Source organism: Citrobacter sp. Cf118, assembly GCF_030334095.1.
In the GTDB taxonomy this organism is placed as follows: domain Bacteria; phylum Pseudomonadota; class Gammaproteobacteria; order Enterobacterales; family Enterobacteriaceae; genus Citrobacter; species Citrobacter freundii.
In genome coordinates, this window is sequence record NZ_JAOWES010000056.1 from 33,626 (window position 1) to 51,838 (window position 18,213).

Genomic DNA, 18,213 nt, shown 5'->3' on the forward strand with positions numbered 1-18,213 from the left:
CGGCGCCGGATGAGGAAAAGATTGAAATGAGTATGGTTGATACTGCCCCAGGTAAGATTCAGGTTCGTGATTTGAACTTCTACTATGGCAAATTCCATGCCCTGAAGAACATCAACCTGGATATTGCTAAAAACCAGGTAACGGCGTTTATCGGGCCTTCTGGCTGTGGTAAATCGACGCTGCTGCGTACGTTCAACAAAATGTTTGAACTGTACCCGGAGCAACGTGCGGAAGGTGAAATTCTGCTGGATGGCGACAATATTCTCACCAATACCCAGGATATCGCTCTGCTGCGTGCCAAAGTGGGCATGGTATTCCAGAAGCCCACGCCGTTCCCGATGTCCATCTACGACAACATCGCTTTTGGCGTACGTCTGTTTGAGAAACTCTCGCGTGCGGATATGGACGAACGCGTGCAGTGGGCATTGACCAAGGCCGCATTGTGGAATGAAACCAAAGATAAATTACACCAGAGCGGGTACTCTCTCTCGGGTGGTCAGCAGCAGCGACTGTGTATTGCGCGTGGCATCGCCATTCGCCCGGAAGTGCTTCTGCTTGATGAGCCATGTTCAGCGCTCGACCCTATTTCTACCGGGCGTATCGAAGAGCTGATCACTGAGCTGAAAGAGGATTACACCGTCGTTATCGTTACCCACAACATGCAGCAGGCTGCGCGTTGTTCCGATCACACGGCATTTATGTACCTGGGCGAGTTGATTGAGTTCAGTAACACGGACGATCTGTTCACCAAGCCCGCGAAGAAACAAACTGAAGATTACATCACCGGTCGTTACGGCTGATTCAGGAGCTTGTTGTGGATAACCTTAACCTTAATAAACATATTTCCGGCCAGTTCAATGCAGAGCTGGAAAGCATCCGTACCCAGGTGATGACCATGGGCGGCATGGTCGAGCAGCAGCTTTCTGATGCAATCACGGCGATGCACAACCAGGACAGCGAGCTGGCGAAGCGCGTCATTGAAGGCGATAAGAACGTCAACATGATGGAGGTGGCGATCGACGAAGCCTGCGTGCGTATCATCGCCAAGCGTCAACCGACAGCGAGCGACCTGCGTCTGGTGATGGCGATTATCAAAACCATCGCTGAGCTGGAACGTATTGGCGACGTGGCAGATAAAATTTGCCGCACCGCGCTGGAGAAGTTCTCGCAACAGCACCAGCCGCTGCTGGTAAGTCTGGAGTCGCTGGGTCGTCACACCGTGCAGATGCTGCACGACGTGTTGGATGCGTTTGCGCGTATGGATCTCGACGAAGCGGTACGTATTTATCGCGAAGATAAGAAAGTCGACCAGGAGTATGAAGGCATCGTGCGTCAGCTGATGACTTATATGATGGAAGACCCACGTACCATTCCAAGCGTGCTGACCGCGCTGTTCTGCGCACGTTCCATCGAACGTATCGGTGACCGCTGCCAGAATATCTGCGAATACATCTTCTATTTCGTGAAGGGACAAGACTTCCGTCACGTGGGCGGCGATGAGCTGGATAAGCTGCTGGCGGGCAAAGATCCTAAAGAGTGATAAAAACGTAGAAAGTAGGCCGGATAAGCGTTAGCGCCATCCGGCAATTGCCCGGTGGCGCAAGCTTACCGGGCCTACAAAAAATTACCGGGTAATATCCCAACCCCGCGCCTTCCACAATTCCGGCAACTGTGCCAGATCGGTAAAGGTCGTGACTTTTGGATGATCGATAGGTTTGTTATGCGGATCGGCGCAGAAGTAGAACACTTCCATCCCCGCCGCAATCCCCGCCTGTGCGCCTGCGCTGGAATCATCAACCAGAATGCAGTTCTCAACATTAACGTCCATTGCTTTTGCCGCATGGAACATTAGGGCCGGATCGGGCTTCCAGCGTTGGATATCGTAGCCGCTGAACAGTAAATCAGGAAAATGGTGCAACATGCCCAGCTTACCCAGCGAATGCTGCATTTTGCTGACCGGACCGTTAGACACCACGCACATTGGCACAGCCATGCTGTCCAGCAGCGTGTTCGCACCAGCAATGACTTCCAGCTCGGTATCGAACAGACGTGCGACCTCAGCGCGGTAAACCGGTTCTAAATCGGCTTTTGCCAGTTCGACACCGTGCTCTTCGTTGATAATGTCGATGATCTCGTACAGCTTTACCCCCTTGAAGCGTTTGAAAATTTCTTCAAGATCGAGCGTAATGCCAAACGCCTGGAACATGCTGACATACGCGCGAGAACAAATCACTTCACTGTCGACAAGGGTACCGTCACAGTCAAAAAATACGGCTTCTATCTGGGACATGTCATTTCCGTTTTAACAAGTTTAACGTTTTCGTAATGCATTATTGGGCGACGCAATCGTTGCCGTATAAGCAAAATCAATGAAAAAAGTTGCTCATAACCCAACCCTATTGTCGCATTTTGGTATAGGATAGCGACGAATTTTCCCTCCTTGTTCGGAAATTGATAATGAGTCAACAACACACAACCCAGGCTTCTGGCCAGGGGATGCTGGAACGCGTGTTCAAACTGCGCGAACATGGCACGACGGCACGGACCGAAGTGATCGCCGGTTTAACCACCTTCCTGACGATGGTGTATATCGTTTTTGTTAACCCGCAAATTCTTGGCGTGGCTGGCATGGATACCAGCGCCGTCTTTGTTACCACCTGCCTTATTGCTGCCTTTGGTAGCATCCTGATGGGGCTATTTGCTAACCTGCCGGTCGCACTTGCGCCTGCTATGGGCCTGAACGCATTTTTCGCTTTCGTGGTCGTCGGCGCGATGGGCCTGTCATGGCAGATCGGTATGGGTGCTATCTTCTGGGGCGCGGTAGGTCTGCTGCTGCTGACCATTTTCCGCGTACGTTACTGGATGATTGCTAATATCCCAGTTAGTCTGCGAGTGGGGATCACCAGCGGTATCGGTCTGTTCATCGGCATGATGGGGCTGAAAAACGCAGGTGTTATCGTCGCCAACAAAGACACGCTGGTGTCTATCGGTAACCTGACGTCCCACAGCGTACTGCTCGGTATTCTGGGCTTCTTTATCATCGCGATTCTGGCGTCACGTAACATTCATGCGGCGGTGCTGATTTCCATCATTGTAACCACGCTGCTGGGCTGGATGCTGGGCGATGTCCATTACAACGGTATCGTTTCTGCACCGCCGAGCGTGATGTCCGTTATCGGACATGTCGATCTGGCCGGTTCGTTTAACATTGGCCTGGCGGGTGTGATTTTCTCGTTCATGCTGGTCAACCTGTTTGACTCCTCCGGTACGCTGATTGGCGTGACGGATAAAGCCGGTCTGGCGGACGCGAAGGGCAAGTTCCCACGCATGAAGCAGGCGCTGTATGTGGATAGCGTGTCGTCGGTTACCGGGGCGTTTATCGGGACCTCTTCCGTTACCGCCTATATTGAATCCTCTTCCGGGGTGTCGGTTGGTGGCCGTACCGGCCTGACGGCAGTCGTCGTTGGCCTGCTGTTCCTGCTGGTTATCTTCCTGTCGCCGCTGGCGGGTATGGTACCGGGCTATGCAGCAGCAGGTGCGCTGATTTATGTTGGCGTGCTGATGACATCAAGCCTGTCACGCGTGAAGTGGGATGATCTGACTGAAGCGGTTCCGGCGTTTATTACCGCTGTGATGATGCCGTTTAGCTTCTCAATTACCGAAGGTATTGCGCTGGGCTTTATCTCTTACTGCGTGATGAAAATCGGTACTGGACGTTTCCGCGATCTCAGCCCGTGCGTCATCGTTGTCGCGCTGCTGTTTGTGCTGAAGATTGTGTTTATCGACGCGCACTAAAATATCGGTCTGGACAACTGCCCGCCAGGCATCGTTGCTGGCGGGCTTTTTCTTTTAGGCTTTCACGCGTTGGATGTAGTCGCCAAATGCGGTCAACTGGCCGGTCAGATGGTCCAGCGTGCTTTGGTCAATCACTTCACCCGTCTGCGGATCCACCTTGTTTTGAATGACCCCGCCCATAAATTCCGGCTTGTTCATTACCATGGCGTCGAGGAACACCAGGATTTGACGCAGATGGTACTGGCAGCGCGCGCCGCCAATGGCACCCATGGAGCTGGTCTGGATCAGCACCGGTTTGCCGGATAATGGCTGATCGGGCAGGCGAGACAGCCAGTCGATGGCGTTCTTCAGTCCGCCCGGAACAGAATAGTTATATTCAGGTGTGACGATGACGACACCGTCAGCCTTTCTGATTTGCTCAGCCAGTGCTTCTACGCTGGCCGGAAAACCCTCTTCCTGCTGGAGATCGGCATCGTACAGTGGGATATCACCAATCGACGGTAACGCGCTCACTTCCATTCCTGCGGGAGCAATCTTGGGCAGTGTACGGGCAACCATTCCATTAAACGAACCTTTGCGCAGACTTCCCAGTAACGTAACAACATTCAATGTTTCAGACATGGTGACTCCTGTTTCATCATGAAGGTTAAATTAAAGCGTATGGCTTTTCGCTGCGCATAATTGAGAGAACCGGATCAGACGGCCCGTTGGCTCATTGGCGCGAGTCTGGATATCAGGCAAACTTTTCCAGTCCTGCTGACCATCAAACTCCCAAACCTTGAGTTTTTCAATGGTTGGCGTAACCGCAACCGACCACACCAGCACATCTTCCGCGTCGCAAATGGCTTCAATCTGCGCAACATGGGCACATTTCAGGCGTCCTGCGCCGGGTAAAAGCTGGAGTTCGCGCGGATCGTCATTGCATACATCGCCAGTGAGTTTGAGTACGCTCTGGCGCAATGTAATGAGCTGCGCGCGCGCTTCATTGGGGTCGTTTTGATTATTGATCCACAGGTTTTCGTTATTGGAGAAGCGCCACGTTTCCGCTGAATTTGGATTGTTAAACCCGCGGGTTGCCCGCTGAAGTTCCATATCCAGGCCGCACGTTCCTTCAGTCGTTAGCACAACGCCGACGATATTCCCGGCATAAGAAATCGAAAATCCCGGTAGATTCTTATCGCGAAAAACGGGCTTACCTTTCGCCTCAGTAACAATCTCAGGCAACGTGCTGGTGCCGTAAAGCATGAACATCAGTTCGGCGAGAAGACTTCGGGAGGCCAGGAAGCGTGTTCGGCGGTGGGCGGGTAGATCTCTTGCTTCAATGTGACATGGAGTAGGGAGACGAACTGAAACCAGGTGTCCCTCCGTAAGAATCCCTCTGGCAAAATGTGTCGCCATTTTTCGCTCCGTGATTAATGGTCCGTGATTAATGGTCCGTGATTATCACCAGAGTAACATTTACACGGCTTCCGGGCAGGCTTTGCTGCCCAAAAAATAAGCGGAAATGGGATACATTACGCGATATTTACATTTCTGTTGCCAGAATGGTCGATTTAGAAACACCAAAATGACGGATCGTCAGGATATATCGCGATAAAGCGCCTTGATCGTGTCTTTTAGCCAGACGATCTTAGGATTGTGGCTGTTGCGTTTATGCCAAAGAAGAGTAAACGGTACGCGCATTTTTTCCAGTTGCGCCGTATCAAATGGCATCGGCCGCGCAACGAGTGGAAGCTGGTGGAGTTGGTTATAACGCTGGCAATAAACCGGTGCGGTGGCAATCAGCGCGTGATCTGGCTGCGCAGCCATAAACAGCGATTGCTCAAAACCAGGCAGACATAACGCGATATTGCGTGCGCGCCCCATTTCTTGCAGGACTTCATCCAGCGCCCATGTATCGCTTTGCTCCCAGCTAATGCTGATGTGCGGATAGCGCAGAAAGGTGTCCAGATTCCACTCTTCCTGCAGTGCGGGATGATCTTCACGTAGCCAGACGCAGGGCAGATCGGAAAACAGCACTTCATGGTCGATCGACAATGGCAACAAACTCAGCAGTTCTCGCGAACGCGGATGACTTTCGCGTCCGGTAAAGCCAATATCCACTTCACCGCGAATAATGGCATCCAGCGAATCATAGTCCCAGTTGCGTATTTTGATCGTCGCCTGAGGATAGCGCTGGTAAATCTGCCGGGAGAGCGCGTTGAACATGATCATCACCAGCGGCGTTTCGGCCACCAGATCAAACTTCAGCCCGCGCGGCGATTCATGGTGCGGCTTATCGAGCAGCTGATTGCCCATCTGCATCCATTCAGCCAGGCTCTGCTCCATGCTGACCATCAGCGGCGTCGGCGATAGCCCCAGCGGGGTGTTCACAAACAAGGGATCGTCAAACCAGGCCCGCAGCTTCGACAGCGACTTACTGACCGCCGACGGTGTGACGTTCATCCGTTTAGCGGTTTTAGTGACGCTGCGTTCCTGCATCAACAGCTGCAGGCAGAGCAATAAATTAAGATCGAGACTGCTGAGGGATTTCTTCATGAGTTGGCGCGGACCGGTTAGGTGCAACAGTGATAATCAGCATGATACTCACTATGCTACAGCCAATCAGAATCCCGATCAGCATATTCAGCGCATCAAGGCCAAGAACAGCCGCCAGCCAAATCCACAGCGAGGAACCGCAAACCTGTGCAATACCTAATGCCGAGCTGGCGACGCCCGCGCGCAGCGAGAACGGTCCCAGCGCCTGGCTCATCGCAACACCGAAACCGACCGAGAATCCGGCGCAGATTAGGGTTAACCCGAACAACGTTACCGCGTGTGAAGTAGCAAGGGTTAACACCACGCCTGCACACAGAAACAGCACCTGCGAGGTCAGCATCATAATGCGAGGCTTAAACACGCTCAGAGCAAATGGCGTAGAGAAAGAGACCGCCATACTGATGCCAGCGGTCATGGCCATGGTAGTGGCGTACTCGCCGCGGTCGAAGCCCATCACTTCCATCAGCAGCACCGGAGACGTATTCACAAAGGTCAGGATCACCGATACGCTGAGGGTGGTAATGGCCAGACGGCTTAAGAAAAAGCGGTTTACCAGTGATTCGGTTGTGTGGTTCTTTTCCATCGTCGCCATAAGCGTTGCTGGGCGCGATTCTCGCAGGACAAACACCGACAGCAGGCAAACAGCCACACCCATTCCCATCATCGTGTAGAACAGGCTCTGCCACGGGTATTTGAGCATGATCAGATGCCCCATCACCGGAGCCAGCACCGGCACGATACAGGTAATACCGTTCAACAACGACAGTACCTTCGCCCGGCGACGATCGTCGAGCGTATCGCGCAGAATAGCGAAAGCCACCACATAACAGCAGCCGGCGCCCACACCCTGAATAAAGCGGCCTACCAGGAACGGCGTACCGCTCTCGGCAAATGAACACAGCGCAGAGGCGAAAATAAAGATGAGTGCACCGACAATAGCGACTGGTTTACGTCCTGACTGGTCGGCAACTTTTCCGGCGAAAAGCATCGCCGTCGCCATTCCTGCCAGATAAACCGAAAACGCGATATGCAGTTGCGCCTCGCTGGCCTGTAGATCGGCCGCAATACGGGGCAGCCCCACCAGATACATATCAATACCGGCAGGATAAAGAAGAACCAGGGCGAAACTGCAGATTAGAAAGCGTGTCATAGCGACCTCATGAGAAATGTGGCGCTAAGCATACGGTCAGAGAGTCAACTGCACGAGTTGCCATTTGGACAACAGTGATTTCCGCATGGGAAATTGTTGTTGCCGGATGGCGGTGTAAACGCCTTATCCGGCCTACAGGGCCTGTAGGCCCGGCAAGCATCGCGCCACCGGGCAACACAACGTTACTTACCAATACAGAAACTGGAGAAAATTCGTCCCAGCAGATCGTCGGAGGTAAATTCCCCGGTGATCTCACTGAGGTTCTGCTGCGCCAGACGTAGCTCCTCTGCCAGCAATTCTCCGGCCCATGCTCCGAGCAGTTGGGCTTTACCCTGCTCGAGATGCTCCGCCGCTTCTGCCAGTGCCTGCAGGTGACGACGACGCGCCAGGAAGCCACCTTCCATATTGGTTTCAAAGCCCATGCTCTGTTTGAGATGGTTACGCAGTACGTCAACACCTTCACCGGTACGTGCGGAGAGACGAACCAGTGAGTGGCCATTTACTTCGCTAAGGCCCAGCGTCTCACCGGTAATATCCGCTTTGTTACGCACCACGGTAATCGGCAGTTTGGCTGGCAGACGGGCAATAAAGTCTGGCCAGATGTCAGCCGGGTCCACGGCGTCGGTGGTAGTGCCATCCACCATAAACAGCACACGGTCGGCTTGTTCGATTTCCTGCCACGCACGTTCGATACCAATGCGTTCAACTTCGTCGCTGGCATCGCGCAAACCGGCGGTGTCGATGATGTGCAGCGGCATACCGTCGATATGAATATGCTCACGCAGTACGTCGCGAGTTGTCCCCGCAATGTCGGTCACTATAGCCGCCTCACGGCCTGCCAGCGCGTTCAGCAGGCTCGATTTCCCGGCGTTAGGGCGACCGGCAATGACTACCTTCATCCCTTCGCGCAGCAGGCTACCCTGACGCGCTTCGGCACGTACGGCATCAAGATCGCTGATAACGCTATTGAGCTGCGCTTCAATCTTGCCGTCAGACAGGAAGTCGATTTCTTCATCCGGGAAGTCGATCGCCGCTTCGACATAGATGCGCAGGTGAGTGAGTGCTTCCACAAGATGATTTACCCGTGCGGAAAATGCACCCTGCAACGAGTTCAGCGCCGAACGTGCGGCTTGCTCCGAGCTGGCATCGATCAGGTCGGCAATCGCCTCGGCCTGGGCTAAATCGAGCTTATCATTGAGAAACGCGCGTTCGGAGAATTCACCCGGTCTGGCAATGCGCAGCCCGGGAATGGTCAGAATACGTTTGAGCAGCAGGTCAAGAATCACCGGACCTCCGTGGCCCTGAAGCTCTAAAACGTCTTCGCCGGTAAAGGAGTTCGGGCCGGGGAACCACAGGGCAATCCCCTGATCCAGCGTGCTGCCATCCGCGTCTTTAAACGGCAGATAATCGGCATAACGCGGTTTGGGTAGTTTCCCCAGTACGGTTTCTGCGACCTCACGCGCCTTCAGGCCGGAGATACGCAGGATACCCACGCCACCACGTCCCGGTGGGGTGGCCTGAGCGACGATGGTGTCGTTATGGCTCATGGTTTGTCTCTTCTTAATGCAATAAAAAAGGCGGTCTAATGACCGCCCTTTACTTTATGTTCCGTTTGCCGGATGGCGGCTTCGCCTAATCCGGCCTACACCGAATCAGGAGTTTTTCTTCTCGCGGCTATGCAGGCCACGCTTCTCCAGACCACGGTAAATCAGCTGCTGCTGAATAATGGTTACCAGGTTGCTGACGATATAGTACAGCACCAGACCTGACGGGAACCACAGGAAGAACACGGTGAAGATGACCGGCATAAAGGTCATGATCTTCTGCTGCATCGGGTCGGTTACGGTGGTCGGAGACATCTTCTGAATGAAGAACATCGTCACGCCCATCAGAATCGGCAGAATGTAGTACGGGTCCTGTGCAGACAAGTCATGGATCCACAGAGCGAACGGTGCATGACGCAGTTCAATGGAGCCCATCAGCATGTAGTACAACGCCAGGAAGATTGGCATCTGGATGATCAGCGGGAAGCAGCCGCCCAGCGGGTTAACCTTCTCAGCTTTGTACAGGGCCATCATTTCCTGGCTCTGACGCTGTTTGTCATCGCCCAGACGCTCACGCATTGCCTGAATCTTCGGCTGCAGCATACGCATCTTCGCCATGGAGGTGTACTGCGCTTTGGTCAGCGGGTACATGATGCCACGAACGATAAAGGTGATAACGATGATGGAGAAGCCCCAGTTACCCAGGAAGCTATGGATCCACTTCAGCAGTTTAAACAGCGGCTGAGAAATGAACCACAACCAGCCGTAATCCACGGTCAGATCCAGGTGCGGTGCAACGGCCGCCATTTTATCCTGAATTTCCGGGCCGACCCACAGGGTACTGGTCATCGCGCCAGTCTGGCCAGGCTGTACCAGTACCGGCTGTGACTTATAGCCGATAGCAGCAATGCCGTTACCCAGGTTAGCGGTATAGAAGTTGTTGGTGCCGTCGTTACGCGGAACCCATGCCGTTGCGAAATACTGTTGCAGCATTGCGACCCAGCCGTCTTTAGCATTGACGTTCAGGTTTTCGTTTTCAGCAATGGTGTCGAATTTGTATTTCTCATACTTCTCATCCGGCGTGGAGTACGCCGCGCCGCGGAAGGTGTGCAGCGCAAAGTTGCTGCTTCCGGTATCGCGATGAGATGGCAGATTGATGGATTGCTTCAGCTGACCAAAGGTGGAGACTTCCAGCGGTTTTTCGCCGGCGTTCTGCACGCTGTAGTTAACGTTGACAGCATATTCACCACGCTTGAGTACAAACGTTTTAGTGAATGTGTTACCCGCTGCGTCAGTATAGGTCATCGGGATCTGCAGTTCGTTCTGACCGTCAGCCAGTACAAACGCGTCTTTTTCGACGTTGTACAGCGGACGCGGGCCGTTAGCCGGGTTATCCGGGCCGTCACGACCTGTCAGGCCACTCTGAGCCTGGTAGATGAACTGTGGCGTGGTTTCCAGTAACTGGAACGGTTCGGTAGAACCGAGTTCTTTCGGGTAAGCTGGCAGTGAAGCCTGTTCCACATCACCACCACGGGTGTTGATGGTCAGATCAAGCACGTCAGTTTTAACCGTAATCAGTTTCCCCTGGCCACTGGCCGGTACGCCCTGGTCTGCGGCGCTACCCGCTGCGGTGGTCGTTGTCTGCGTGGTCTGTTGGGCCTGAGGTTGCGGGTTTTTATCCTGCTCCCAGGCTTGCCAGATCATGAAAGACACGAACAGCAAAGCGATGACTAAAAGATTGCGTTGCGAATCCATCGTTAGTGTTCTCTGGTATCAAATGGTCCGGGCGGGACGGGATCGTCACCACCAGGGTGTAAAGGGTGGCATTTTAATACGCGTTTCACCGTCAACCAACTGCCTTTTATCACTCCAAACCTGCGCAATGCCTCAATTCCGTAGCTCGAACAGGTTGGAGTGAAACGGCAATGCGGCCCAAGCAGCGGACTGATCAGGCGTTGATAGACCCGAATGAGGGCTATCAGGACCCGCGAGCCAGGCGACAATGGCGACGCCATAATTTTTCCAACGCTTCCGAGAGAGCACGGTTATCGAGGTCAGCAACCCCTTTTTTCGCCACCACCACGAAATCCATTGCTGGAAGCTCGTGCTGACGTAAACGGAAGCTTTCACGCGTCAGACGTTTAATCCGATTGCGTTCATGCGCACGTTTAACATTTTTCTTGGCGACTGTAAGACCGATACGGGGATGCCCCAGCGAATTCAGGCGGCCGAGGATGGTGATTTGCGGCGTGCCAGCCCGTTGTGGCTGCTGGAAGACGAATGTGAAATGAGTGGGAGTTAACAAACGTAACTCCCTGGGAAATGCGAGCTTAACCACTCAGGGGCTAGCTTTTATTACTTAGAAACGGTCAGACGAGAACGGCCTTTAGCACGACGACGTGCCAGAACCTGACGACCATTTTTATTAGCCATACGAGCACGGAAGCCGTGAGAACGGTTGCGCTTCAGTACAGACGGTTGAAAAGTGCGTTTCATGGCGATTTCTACCTAAACTTGAATAAATTCACTGACTTTTGCGTATACCCGAACGAATTTCGAACGACTTACGCCACAGTGTGGGTGATTAAAGAGGCCGGATTGTAATAATTGTACACTCCGGAGTCAATTCTCTTTCCTTATTTCCCGCTTTTTTCCGCATGGTTTCGCGTAAAAAACAGGCAGCGTTGACGCCGTAAGGCGACCGTTACTCGCTGGGGGTAAGAATTATACGGGCTGGTGGATAAAGCGCAAGGATCGCTCGGGATCTTTATTAGATCGTTTAAGCAGTAAAGCATCTTTACTCATTAATTTTTTCAATATGCGCGCTAAAACCTGCAGCACTTCTCCAGGATCGTTTACACTTAGCCGATTCTGGATCATCCTGTGGATAAATCGGGAAGAATCTGTGAGAAACAGAAGATCTCTTTCTCAGTTTACGCTATGATCCGCGGTCCTGATCGTTTCAATGGATCCTGATCGGGTAAAAATTGCAGATAGCAATTCGCACGTCACCCTTTGCATAGGGTCTTGTCGGTGTGCGTCAACAATCATGAATGTTTCAGCCTTTGTCATTTATCGACTTTTGTTCGAGTGGAGTCCGCCGTGTCACTTTCGCTTTGGCAGCAGTGTCTTGCCCGATTGCAGGATGAGTTACCAGCCACAGAGTTCAGTATGTGGATACGCCCGTTGCAGGCGGAACTGAGCGATAACACGCTGGCTTTGTACGCGCCAAACCGTTTCGTGCTCGATTGGGTAAGGGATAAATACCTTAATAATATTAATGGATTACTCAATAATTTCTGTGGAGCGGATGCCCCACAGCTGCGCTTTGAAGTCGGTACTAAACCCGTCACGCAAACGCTGAAAACGCCGGTCAACAACGTTGTTGCGCCCGCCCACGTGACTCAGCAAGTGCAACCACAACGTGCTGCTCCGGCGGCGCGTCCAGGCTGGGATAACGTCCCGGCTCCGGCAGAACCTACCTATCGTTCTAACGTCAACGTCAAACACACGTTTGATAACTTCGTTGAAGGTAAATCTAACCAACTGGCGCGCGCGGCGGCACGTCAGGTGGCGGACAATCCTGGCGGCGCCTACAATCCGTTATTCCTTTATGGCGGTACGGGTCTGGGTAAAACCCACCTGCTGCACGCTGTCGGTAACGGCATTATGGCGCGTAAGCCAAACGCCAAAGTGGTGTATATGCACTCCGAGCGTTTTGTGCAGGACATGGTCAAAGCCCTGCAAAACAATGCGATCGAAGAGTTTAAACGCTACTACCGTTCCGTTGACGCGCTGCTGATTGACGATATCCAATTCTTCGCGAATAAAGAGCGATCGCAGGAAGAGTTTTTCCACACCTTTAACGCCCTGCTGGAAGGCAATCAGCAGATCATCCTGACCTCGGATCGCTATCCGAAGGAGATCAACGGCGTTGAAGATCGTCTGAAATCCCGTTTTGGCTGGGGACTGACTGTCGCGATCGAACCGCCTGAACTGGAAACGCGTGTTGCGATCCTGATGAAAAAAGCCGACGAAAACGACATTCGTCTGCCGGGTGAAGTAGCGTTCTTTATTGCCAAGCGTCTACGCTCTAACGTACGTGAGCTGGAAGGCGCACTGAACCGCGTGATCGCCAACGCCAATTTTACCGGCCGGGCGATTACTATCGATTTCGTGCGTGAAGCGCTGCGCGATCTGCTGGCTTTGCAGGAAAAGCTGGTCACCATCGACAATATCCAGAAGACGGTGGCGGAGTATTACAAAATCAAAATTGCGGATCTGCTTTCTAAGCGTCGATCTCGCTCGGTAGCTCGTCCGCGCCAGATGGCGATGGCGCTGGCAAAAGAGCTCACTAACCACAGTCTGCCGGAAATTGGCGACGCGTTTGGTGGGCGTGACCATACTACCGTGCTTCATGCCTGCCGCAAGATTGAGCAGTTGCGTGAAGAAAGCCATGATATTAAAGAAGATTTCTCCAATTTAATCAGAACATTATCTTCGTGACGCTATGAAATTTACCGTTGAACGTGAACATTTATTAAAACCGCTTCAGCAGGTCAGCGGCCCGCTGGGTGGACGTCCTACACTGCCGATCCTCGGAAACCTGCTGCTGCAGGTTGCTGACGGCACCCTTTCGCTTACCGGTACCGATCTCGAAATGGAGATGGTGGCGCGCGTGGCGCTGATCCAGCCTCATGAACCTGGTGCGACCACCGTACCGGCGCGTAAATTCTTCGATATTTGCCGTGGATTACCAGAAGGGGCGGAAATTGCCGTTCAACTGGAAGGCGACCGTATGCTGGTGCGTTCTGGCCGCAGCCGTTTCTCGCTGTCTACGCTGCCTGCCGCCGACTTCCCGAATCTGGACGACTGGCAGAGCGAAGTCGAATTCACCCTGCCACAGGCGACAATGAAGCGCCTGATTGAAGCCACGCAGTTTTCGATGGCGCATCAGGACGTGCGTTACTACTTAAACGGCATGCTGTTTGAAACCGAAGGGGAAGAGTTGCGTACCGTGGCGACCGACGGTCACCGCCTGGCGGTCTGTTCAATGCCTGTCGGTCAGCCGTTGCCTAGCCATTCGGTGATCGTACCGCGTAAAGGTGTGATTGAACTGATGCGTATGCTCGACGGCGGCGATAACCCGCTGCGCGTGCAGATTGGCAGCAACAATATTCGTGCGCACGTTGGTGACTTCATCTTTACTTCCAAGCTGGTTGACGGTCGTTTCCCGGATTATCGCCGCGTATTGCCGAAGAATCCGGACAAACATCTGGAAGCCGGTTGCGATATCCTCAAACAGGCGTTTGCGCGTGCGGCGATTCTCTCCAACGAGAAATTCCGTGGCGTGCGTCTGTATGTCAGCGAAAACCAGCTCAAAATCACTGCCAACAACCCGGAGCAGGAAGAAGCAGAAGAAATTCTGGATGTTTCCTATCCTGGTACTGAATTGGAAATCGGCTTTAACGTTAGCTACGTACTGGACGTTCTGAACGCGCTGAAGTGCGAAAACGTGCGTATTCTGCTGACCGATTCCGTCTCCAGTGTACAAATTGAAGATGCAGCCAGCCAGAGCGCGGCTTACGTTGTTATGCCAATGAGACTGTAATGTCGCTGACCCGCCTGTTGATCCGCGATTTTCGCAATATCGAAAATGCGGATCTCGCTTTATCTCCCGGCTTTAACTTTCTGGTAGGCGCTAACGGCAGCGGCAAAACCAGCGTGCTGGAAGCTATCTATACGCTCGGCCATGGTCGGGCGTTTCGCAGTTTGCAGATTGGCCGCGTGATTCGCCACGAGCAGGAGTCGTTTGTTTTACACGGGCGTTTGCAGGGTGAAGAACGTGAGACGTCGATTGGCCTGACGAAAGACAAACTGGGTGACAGCAAAGTGCGCATTGACGGCACTGACGGGCACAAGGTCGCGGAACTGGCGCACCTGATGCCGATGCAGTTGATCACGCCTGAGGGGTTTACTTTACTCAATGGCGGCCCCAAATACAGAAGAGCATTCCTTGACTGGGGATGCTTTCACAATGAAGCCGGATTTTTCACCGCCTGGAGTAACCTGAAGCGACTGCTCAAGCAGCGCAATGCAGCGCTGCGCCAGGTGAGTCGTTATGAGCAACTGCGCCCGTGGGATAAAGAACTGATCCCACTGGCGGAACAAATCAGCACCTGGCGCGCGGAGTACAGCGCCGGTATCGCGCAGGATATGGCGGATACCTGCCAGCAGTTTCTTCCCGAGTTTTCTCTCTCCTTCTCTTTCCAGCGCGGCTGGGAGAAAGAGACAGATTACGCCGAAGTGCTGGAACGTAGTTTTGAACGCGATCGCATGTTGACCTACACCGCGCACGGTCCGCATAAGGCGGATTTCCGCATTCGCGCCGACGGTGCGCCGGTGGAAGATACGTTGTCGCGTGGGCAGCTCAAGCTGCTGATGTGCGCCTTACGTCTGGCGCAAGGGGAGTTCCTGACCCGCGAAAGCGGACGGCGCTGCCTGTACCTGATAGATGATTTTGCCTCTGAACTGGATGACGCGCGTCGCGGGCTGCTGGCCAGCCGCTTAAAAGCCACGCAATCTCAGGTCTTTGTCAGCGCAATTAGCGCTGAACACGTTATAGACATGTCCGATGAAAATTCGAAGATGTTTACCGTGGAAAAGGGTAAAATAACGGATTAACCCAAGATAAAATGAGCGAGAAACGTTGATGTCGAATTCTTATGACTCCTCCAGTATCAAAGTCCTGAAAGGACTGGATGCGGTGCGTAAGCGCCCGGGTATGTATATCGGCGACACGGATGACGGCACCGGTCTGCACCACATGGTATTCGAGGTGGTAGATAACGCTATCGACGAAGCGCTCGCGGGTCACTGTAAAGATATCGTGGTAACGATTCACGCTGATAACTCCGTGTCCGTTACCGATGATGGCCGTGGTATCCCAACCGGTATTCACCCGGAAGAGGGCGTTTCGGCGGCGGAAGTTATCATGACCGTTCTGCACGCAGGCGGTAAATTCGATGATAACTCCTATAAAGTTTCCGGCGGTCTGCACGGTGTGGGTGTTTCCGTCGTTAACGCCCTGTCACAGAAGCTGGAACTGGTGATTCGTCGTGAAGGCAAAGTGCATCAGCAAACTTACGTGCACGGTGTGCCGCAGGCGCCGCTGGCAGTAACTGGCGAAACAGAAATGACGGGGACTCAGGTCCGTTTCTGGCCAAGCCACGAAACCTTTACCAACGTCGTTGAGTTCGAATACGACATTCTGGCGAAGCGTCTGCGTGAGCTGTCATTCCTGAACTCCGGCGTCTCTATTCGTCTGCGCGACAAGCGCGACGGCAAAGAAGACCATTTCCACTACGAAGGTGGCATCAAGGCGTTTGTTGAATACCTCAATAAAAACAAAACGCCGATCCACCCGAATATCTTCTACTTCTCCACTGAAAAAGACGGTATCGGCGTTGAAGTTGCGCTGCAGTGGAACGATGGTTTCCAGGAAAACATCTACTGCTTCACCAACAACATTCCGCAGCGTGACGGCGGTACTCACCTTGCAGGTTTCCGTGCGGCGATGACCCGTACCCTGAACGCCTACATGGACAAAGAAGGCTACAGCAAAAAAGCCAAAGTCAGTGCCACCGGTGACGATGCCCGTGAAGGCCTGATTGCCGTTGTTTCCGTGAAGGTACCGGATCCGAAGTTCTCCTCACAGACCAAAGACAAGCTGGTCTCCTCTGAGGTGAAATCGGCGGTAGAACAGCAGATGAACGAACTGCTGAGCGAATACCTGCTGGAAAACCCGTCTGACGCGAAAATCGTTGTCGGCAAAATCATTGATGCTGCGCGTGCTCGTGAAGCTGCACGTCGCGCGCGTGAAATGACCCGTCGTAAAGGCGCGCTGGACTTAGCGGGTCTGCCGGGCAAGCTGGCGGACTGTCAGGAACGCGACCCGGCGTTGTCCGAACTGTACCTGGTGGAAGGGGACTCCGCGGGCGGTTCTGCGAAGCAGGGCCGTAACCGTAAAAACCAGGCGATTCTGCCGCTGAAGGGTAAAATCCTCAACGTCGAGAAGGCGCGCTTCGACAAGATGCTCTCCTCTCAGGAAGTCGCGACGTTGATCACTGCGCTGGGCTGCGGCATCGGTCGCGACGAGTACAACCCGGACAAACTGCGTTATCACAGCATCATCATCATGACCGATGCGGACGTCGATGGCTCGCACATTCGTACGCTGCTGTTGACCTTCTTCTATCGTCAGATGCCGGAAATCGTTGAACGCGGCCACGTTTACATTGCACAGCCACCGCTGTACAAAGTGAAAAAAGGCAAGCAGGAACAGTACATTAAAGATGACGAAGCGATGGATCAGTACCAGATTTCTATCGCTCTGGATGGCGCCACGCTGCACACCAACGCCAGCGCACCAGCCCTTTCAGGTGAGTCGTTAGAGAAACTGGTTTCTGAATACAACGCGACGCAGAAAATGATTGGCCGTATGGAACGTCGTTTCCCGAAAGCGCTGCTGAAAGAACTGGTTTATCAACCGACGCTGCCGGAAGCTGATTTGGCAAACGAACAGAACGTTACCCGCTGGGTTAATGCGCTGATTACCGAGCTGAACGAAAAAGAACAGCACGGTAGCCTGTGGAAGTTTGATATCCACCACAACGCAGAGCAGAACCTGTTTGAACCGATTGTGCGCGTCCGTACTCACGGTGTGGATACCGACTACGTTCTGGACCACGAGTTTGTGACTGGTGGCGAATACCGTCGTATTTGTACGCTTGGCGAGAAGCTGCGTGGACTGATCGAAGACGATGCGTTTATCGAACGTGGCGAGCGTCGCCAGCCGGTTGCCAGCTTCGAGCAGGCGCTGGAATGGCTGCAGAAAGAGTCACGTCGCGGCCTCGCTATCCAGCGTTATAAAGGTCTGGGCGAGATGAACCCGGAACAGCTGTGGGAAACCACCATGGATCCGGAAAGCCGTCGTATGCTGCGCGTTACCGTGAAGGATGCGATTGCTGCCGACCAGCTGTTCACCACGCTGATGGGCGACGCCGTTGAACCGCGTCGCGCGTTTATCGAAGAGAATGCCCTGAAAGCGGCGAACATCGATATCTAATCGTGCGTTGTTAAACATACCCGGTTGTTTGCGCAACCGGGTATTTTTTTGCCCAAAAA

Annotated in this window: 18 protein-coding genes; 7 read left to right on the forward strand and 11 right to left on the reverse strand. The window is 53.4% G+C overall.

The window, feature by feature from the left end; genetic code table 11:
* Positions 1 to 26: 26 nt before the first annotated feature.
* Positions 27 to 800, forward strand: coding sequence for a phosphate ABC transporter ATP-binding protein PstB (pstB, locus tag OGX67_RS02205; RefSeq protein WP_003023821.1), 774 nt, complete (start codon positions 27 to 29; stop codon positions 798 to 800).
* 14 nt (positions 801 to 814) lie between these two features.
* A complete protein-coding gene (gene phoU, locus OGX67_RS02210) occupies positions 815 to 1,540 on the forward strand; it encodes a phosphate signaling complex protein PhoU (RefSeq protein WP_003023824.1) in 726 nt (241 codons plus the stop codon).
* An 84-nt stretch (positions 1,541 to 1,624) separates the two neighbouring features.
* Here phoU and yieH read toward each other — a convergent pair whose 3' ends face one another.
* On the reverse strand, positions 1,625 to 2,290 hold the full coding sequence (gene yieH / locus OGX67_RS02215) for a 6-phosphogluconate phosphatase (protein ID WP_032950596.1): 666 nt from the start codon (positions 2,288 to 2,290) through the stop codon (positions 1,625 to 1,627).
* 167 nt (positions 2,291 to 2,457) lie between these two features.
* Here yieH and adeP point away from each other — a divergent pair, with 167 nt between their 5' ends.
* Complete coding sequence (adeP, locus tag OGX67_RS02220) at positions 2,458 to 3,795, forward strand: adenine permease AdeP (RefSeq protein WP_003023830.1); 1,338 nt, start codon at positions 2,458 to 2,460, stop codon at positions 3,793 to 3,795.
* Positions 3,796 to 3,849: 54 nt separating this feature from the next.
* On the opposite strand, the gene OGX67_RS02225 is transcribed toward adeP, so the two are convergent.
* The 10 genes from OGX67_RS02225 to OGX67_RS26930 form a co-directional block, all read right to left on the reverse strand.
* A complete protein-coding gene (locus OGX67_RS02225) occupies positions 3,850 to 4,416 on the reverse strand; it encodes an NADPH-dependent FMN reductase (RefSeq protein ID WP_003023832.1) in 567 nt (188 codons plus the stop codon).
* Between the two features lie 30 nt (positions 4,417 to 4,446).
* Positions 4,447 to 5,193 (reverse strand): 4'-phosphopantetheinyl transferase family protein, encoded by a 747-nt coding sequence (locus tag OGX67_RS02230; protein WP_071696244.1) that lies wholly within the window; start codon positions 5,191 to 5,193, stop codon positions 4,447 to 4,449.
* 180 nt (positions 5,194 to 5,373) lie between these two features.
* Positions 5,374 to 6,333, reverse strand: coding sequence for an HTH-type transcriptional regulator YidZ (gene yidZ / locus OGX67_RS02235; RefSeq protein ID WP_003023837.1), 960 nt, complete (start codon positions 6,331 to 6,333; stop codon positions 5,374 to 5,376).
* Positions 6,302 to 7,483 (reverse strand): MFS transporter, encoded by a 1,182-nt coding sequence (locus OGX67_RS02240; RefSeq protein WP_071696245.1) that lies wholly within the window; start codon positions 7,481 to 7,483, stop codon positions 6,302 to 6,304. Before OGX67_RS02240 ends, yidZ begins: the two co-directional genes overlap by 32 nt.
* A 182-nt stretch (positions 7,484 to 7,665) precedes the next feature.
* Entirely contained in the window at positions 7,666 to 9,030 is a 1,365-nt protein-coding gene (mnmE, locus tag OGX67_RS02245) for a tRNA uridine-5-carboxymethylaminomethyl(34) synthesis GTPase MnmE (protein ID WP_003844431.1), read from the reverse strand.
* A 105-nt stretch (positions 9,031 to 9,135) separates the two neighbouring features.
* Positions 9,136 to 10,782 carry a membrane protein insertase YidC gene (yidC, locus tag OGX67_RS02250; RefSeq protein ID WP_003023844.1) on the reverse strand — a complete coding sequence of 549 codons (1,647 nt, stop codon included), beginning with the start codon at positions 10,780 to 10,782 and terminating at the stop codon, positions 9,136 to 9,138.
* A 2-nt stretch (positions 10,783 to 10,784) separates the two neighbouring features.
* Positions 10,785 to 11,042, reverse strand: coding sequence for a membrane protein insertion efficiency factor YidD (yidD, locus tag OGX67_RS02255; RefSeq protein WP_003023846.1), 258 nt, complete (start codon positions 11,040 to 11,042; stop codon positions 10,785 to 10,787).
* Complete coding sequence (rnpA, locus tag OGX67_RS02260) at positions 11,006 to 11,365, reverse strand: ribonuclease P protein component (RefSeq protein ID WP_003844432.1); 360 nt, start codon at positions 11,363 to 11,365, stop codon at positions 11,006 to 11,008. The genes yidD and rnpA overlap by 37 nt, the downstream gene beginning before the upstream one ends.
* A gap of 17 nt (positions 11,366 to 11,382) precedes the next feature.
* Entirely contained in the window at positions 11,383 to 11,523 is a 141-nt protein-coding gene (gene rpmH, locus OGX67_RS02265) for a 50S ribosomal protein L34 (protein WP_003023858.1), read from the reverse strand.
* Positions 11,524 to 11,751: 228 nt separating this feature from the next.
* Positions 11,752 to 11,907 carry a hypothetical protein gene (locus OGX67_RS26930; RefSeq protein ID WP_418219453.1) on the reverse strand — a complete coding sequence of 52 codons (156 nt, stop codon included), beginning with the start codon at positions 11,905 to 11,907 and terminating at the stop codon, positions 11,752 to 11,754.
* A gap of 222 nt (positions 11,908 to 12,129) precedes the next feature.
* Here OGX67_RS26930 and dnaA point away from each other — a divergent pair, with 222 nt between their 5' ends.
* Genes dnaA through gyrB form a run of 4 tightly spaced genes read left to right on the forward strand, consistent with a single transcriptional unit; the run spans position 12,130 to position 18,154 of the window.
* Positions 12,130 to 13,533: a chromosomal replication initiator protein DnaA gene (gene dnaA, locus OGX67_RS02270; protein WP_003023861.1), complete on the forward strand. Its 1,404-nt coding sequence runs from the start codon at positions 12,130 to 12,132 to the stop codon at positions 13,531 to 13,533.
* 4 nt (positions 13,534 to 13,537) lie between these two features.
* Positions 13,538 to 14,638: a DNA polymerase III subunit beta gene (gene dnaN, locus OGX67_RS02275; protein ID WP_003023863.1), complete on the forward strand. Its 1,101-nt coding sequence runs from the start codon at positions 13,538 to 13,540 to the stop codon at positions 14,636 to 14,638.
* The gene (gene recF / locus OGX67_RS02280) at positions 14,638 to 15,711 is read left to right on the forward strand and encodes a DNA replication/repair protein RecF (protein WP_003023865.1); all 1,074 of its coding nucleotides are present in this window, start codon (positions 14,638 to 14,640) and stop codon (positions 15,709 to 15,711) included. Before dnaN ends, recF begins: the two co-directional genes overlap by 1 nt.
* A gap of 28 nt (positions 15,712 to 15,739) precedes the next feature.
* A complete protein-coding gene (gene gyrB / locus OGX67_RS02285; protein WP_192464863.1) occupies positions 15,740 to 18,154 on the forward strand; it encodes a DNA topoisomerase (ATP-hydrolyzing) subunit B in 2,415 nt (804 codons plus the stop codon).
* The last annotated feature ends 59 nt before the right edge of the window (positions 18,155 to 18,213 follow it).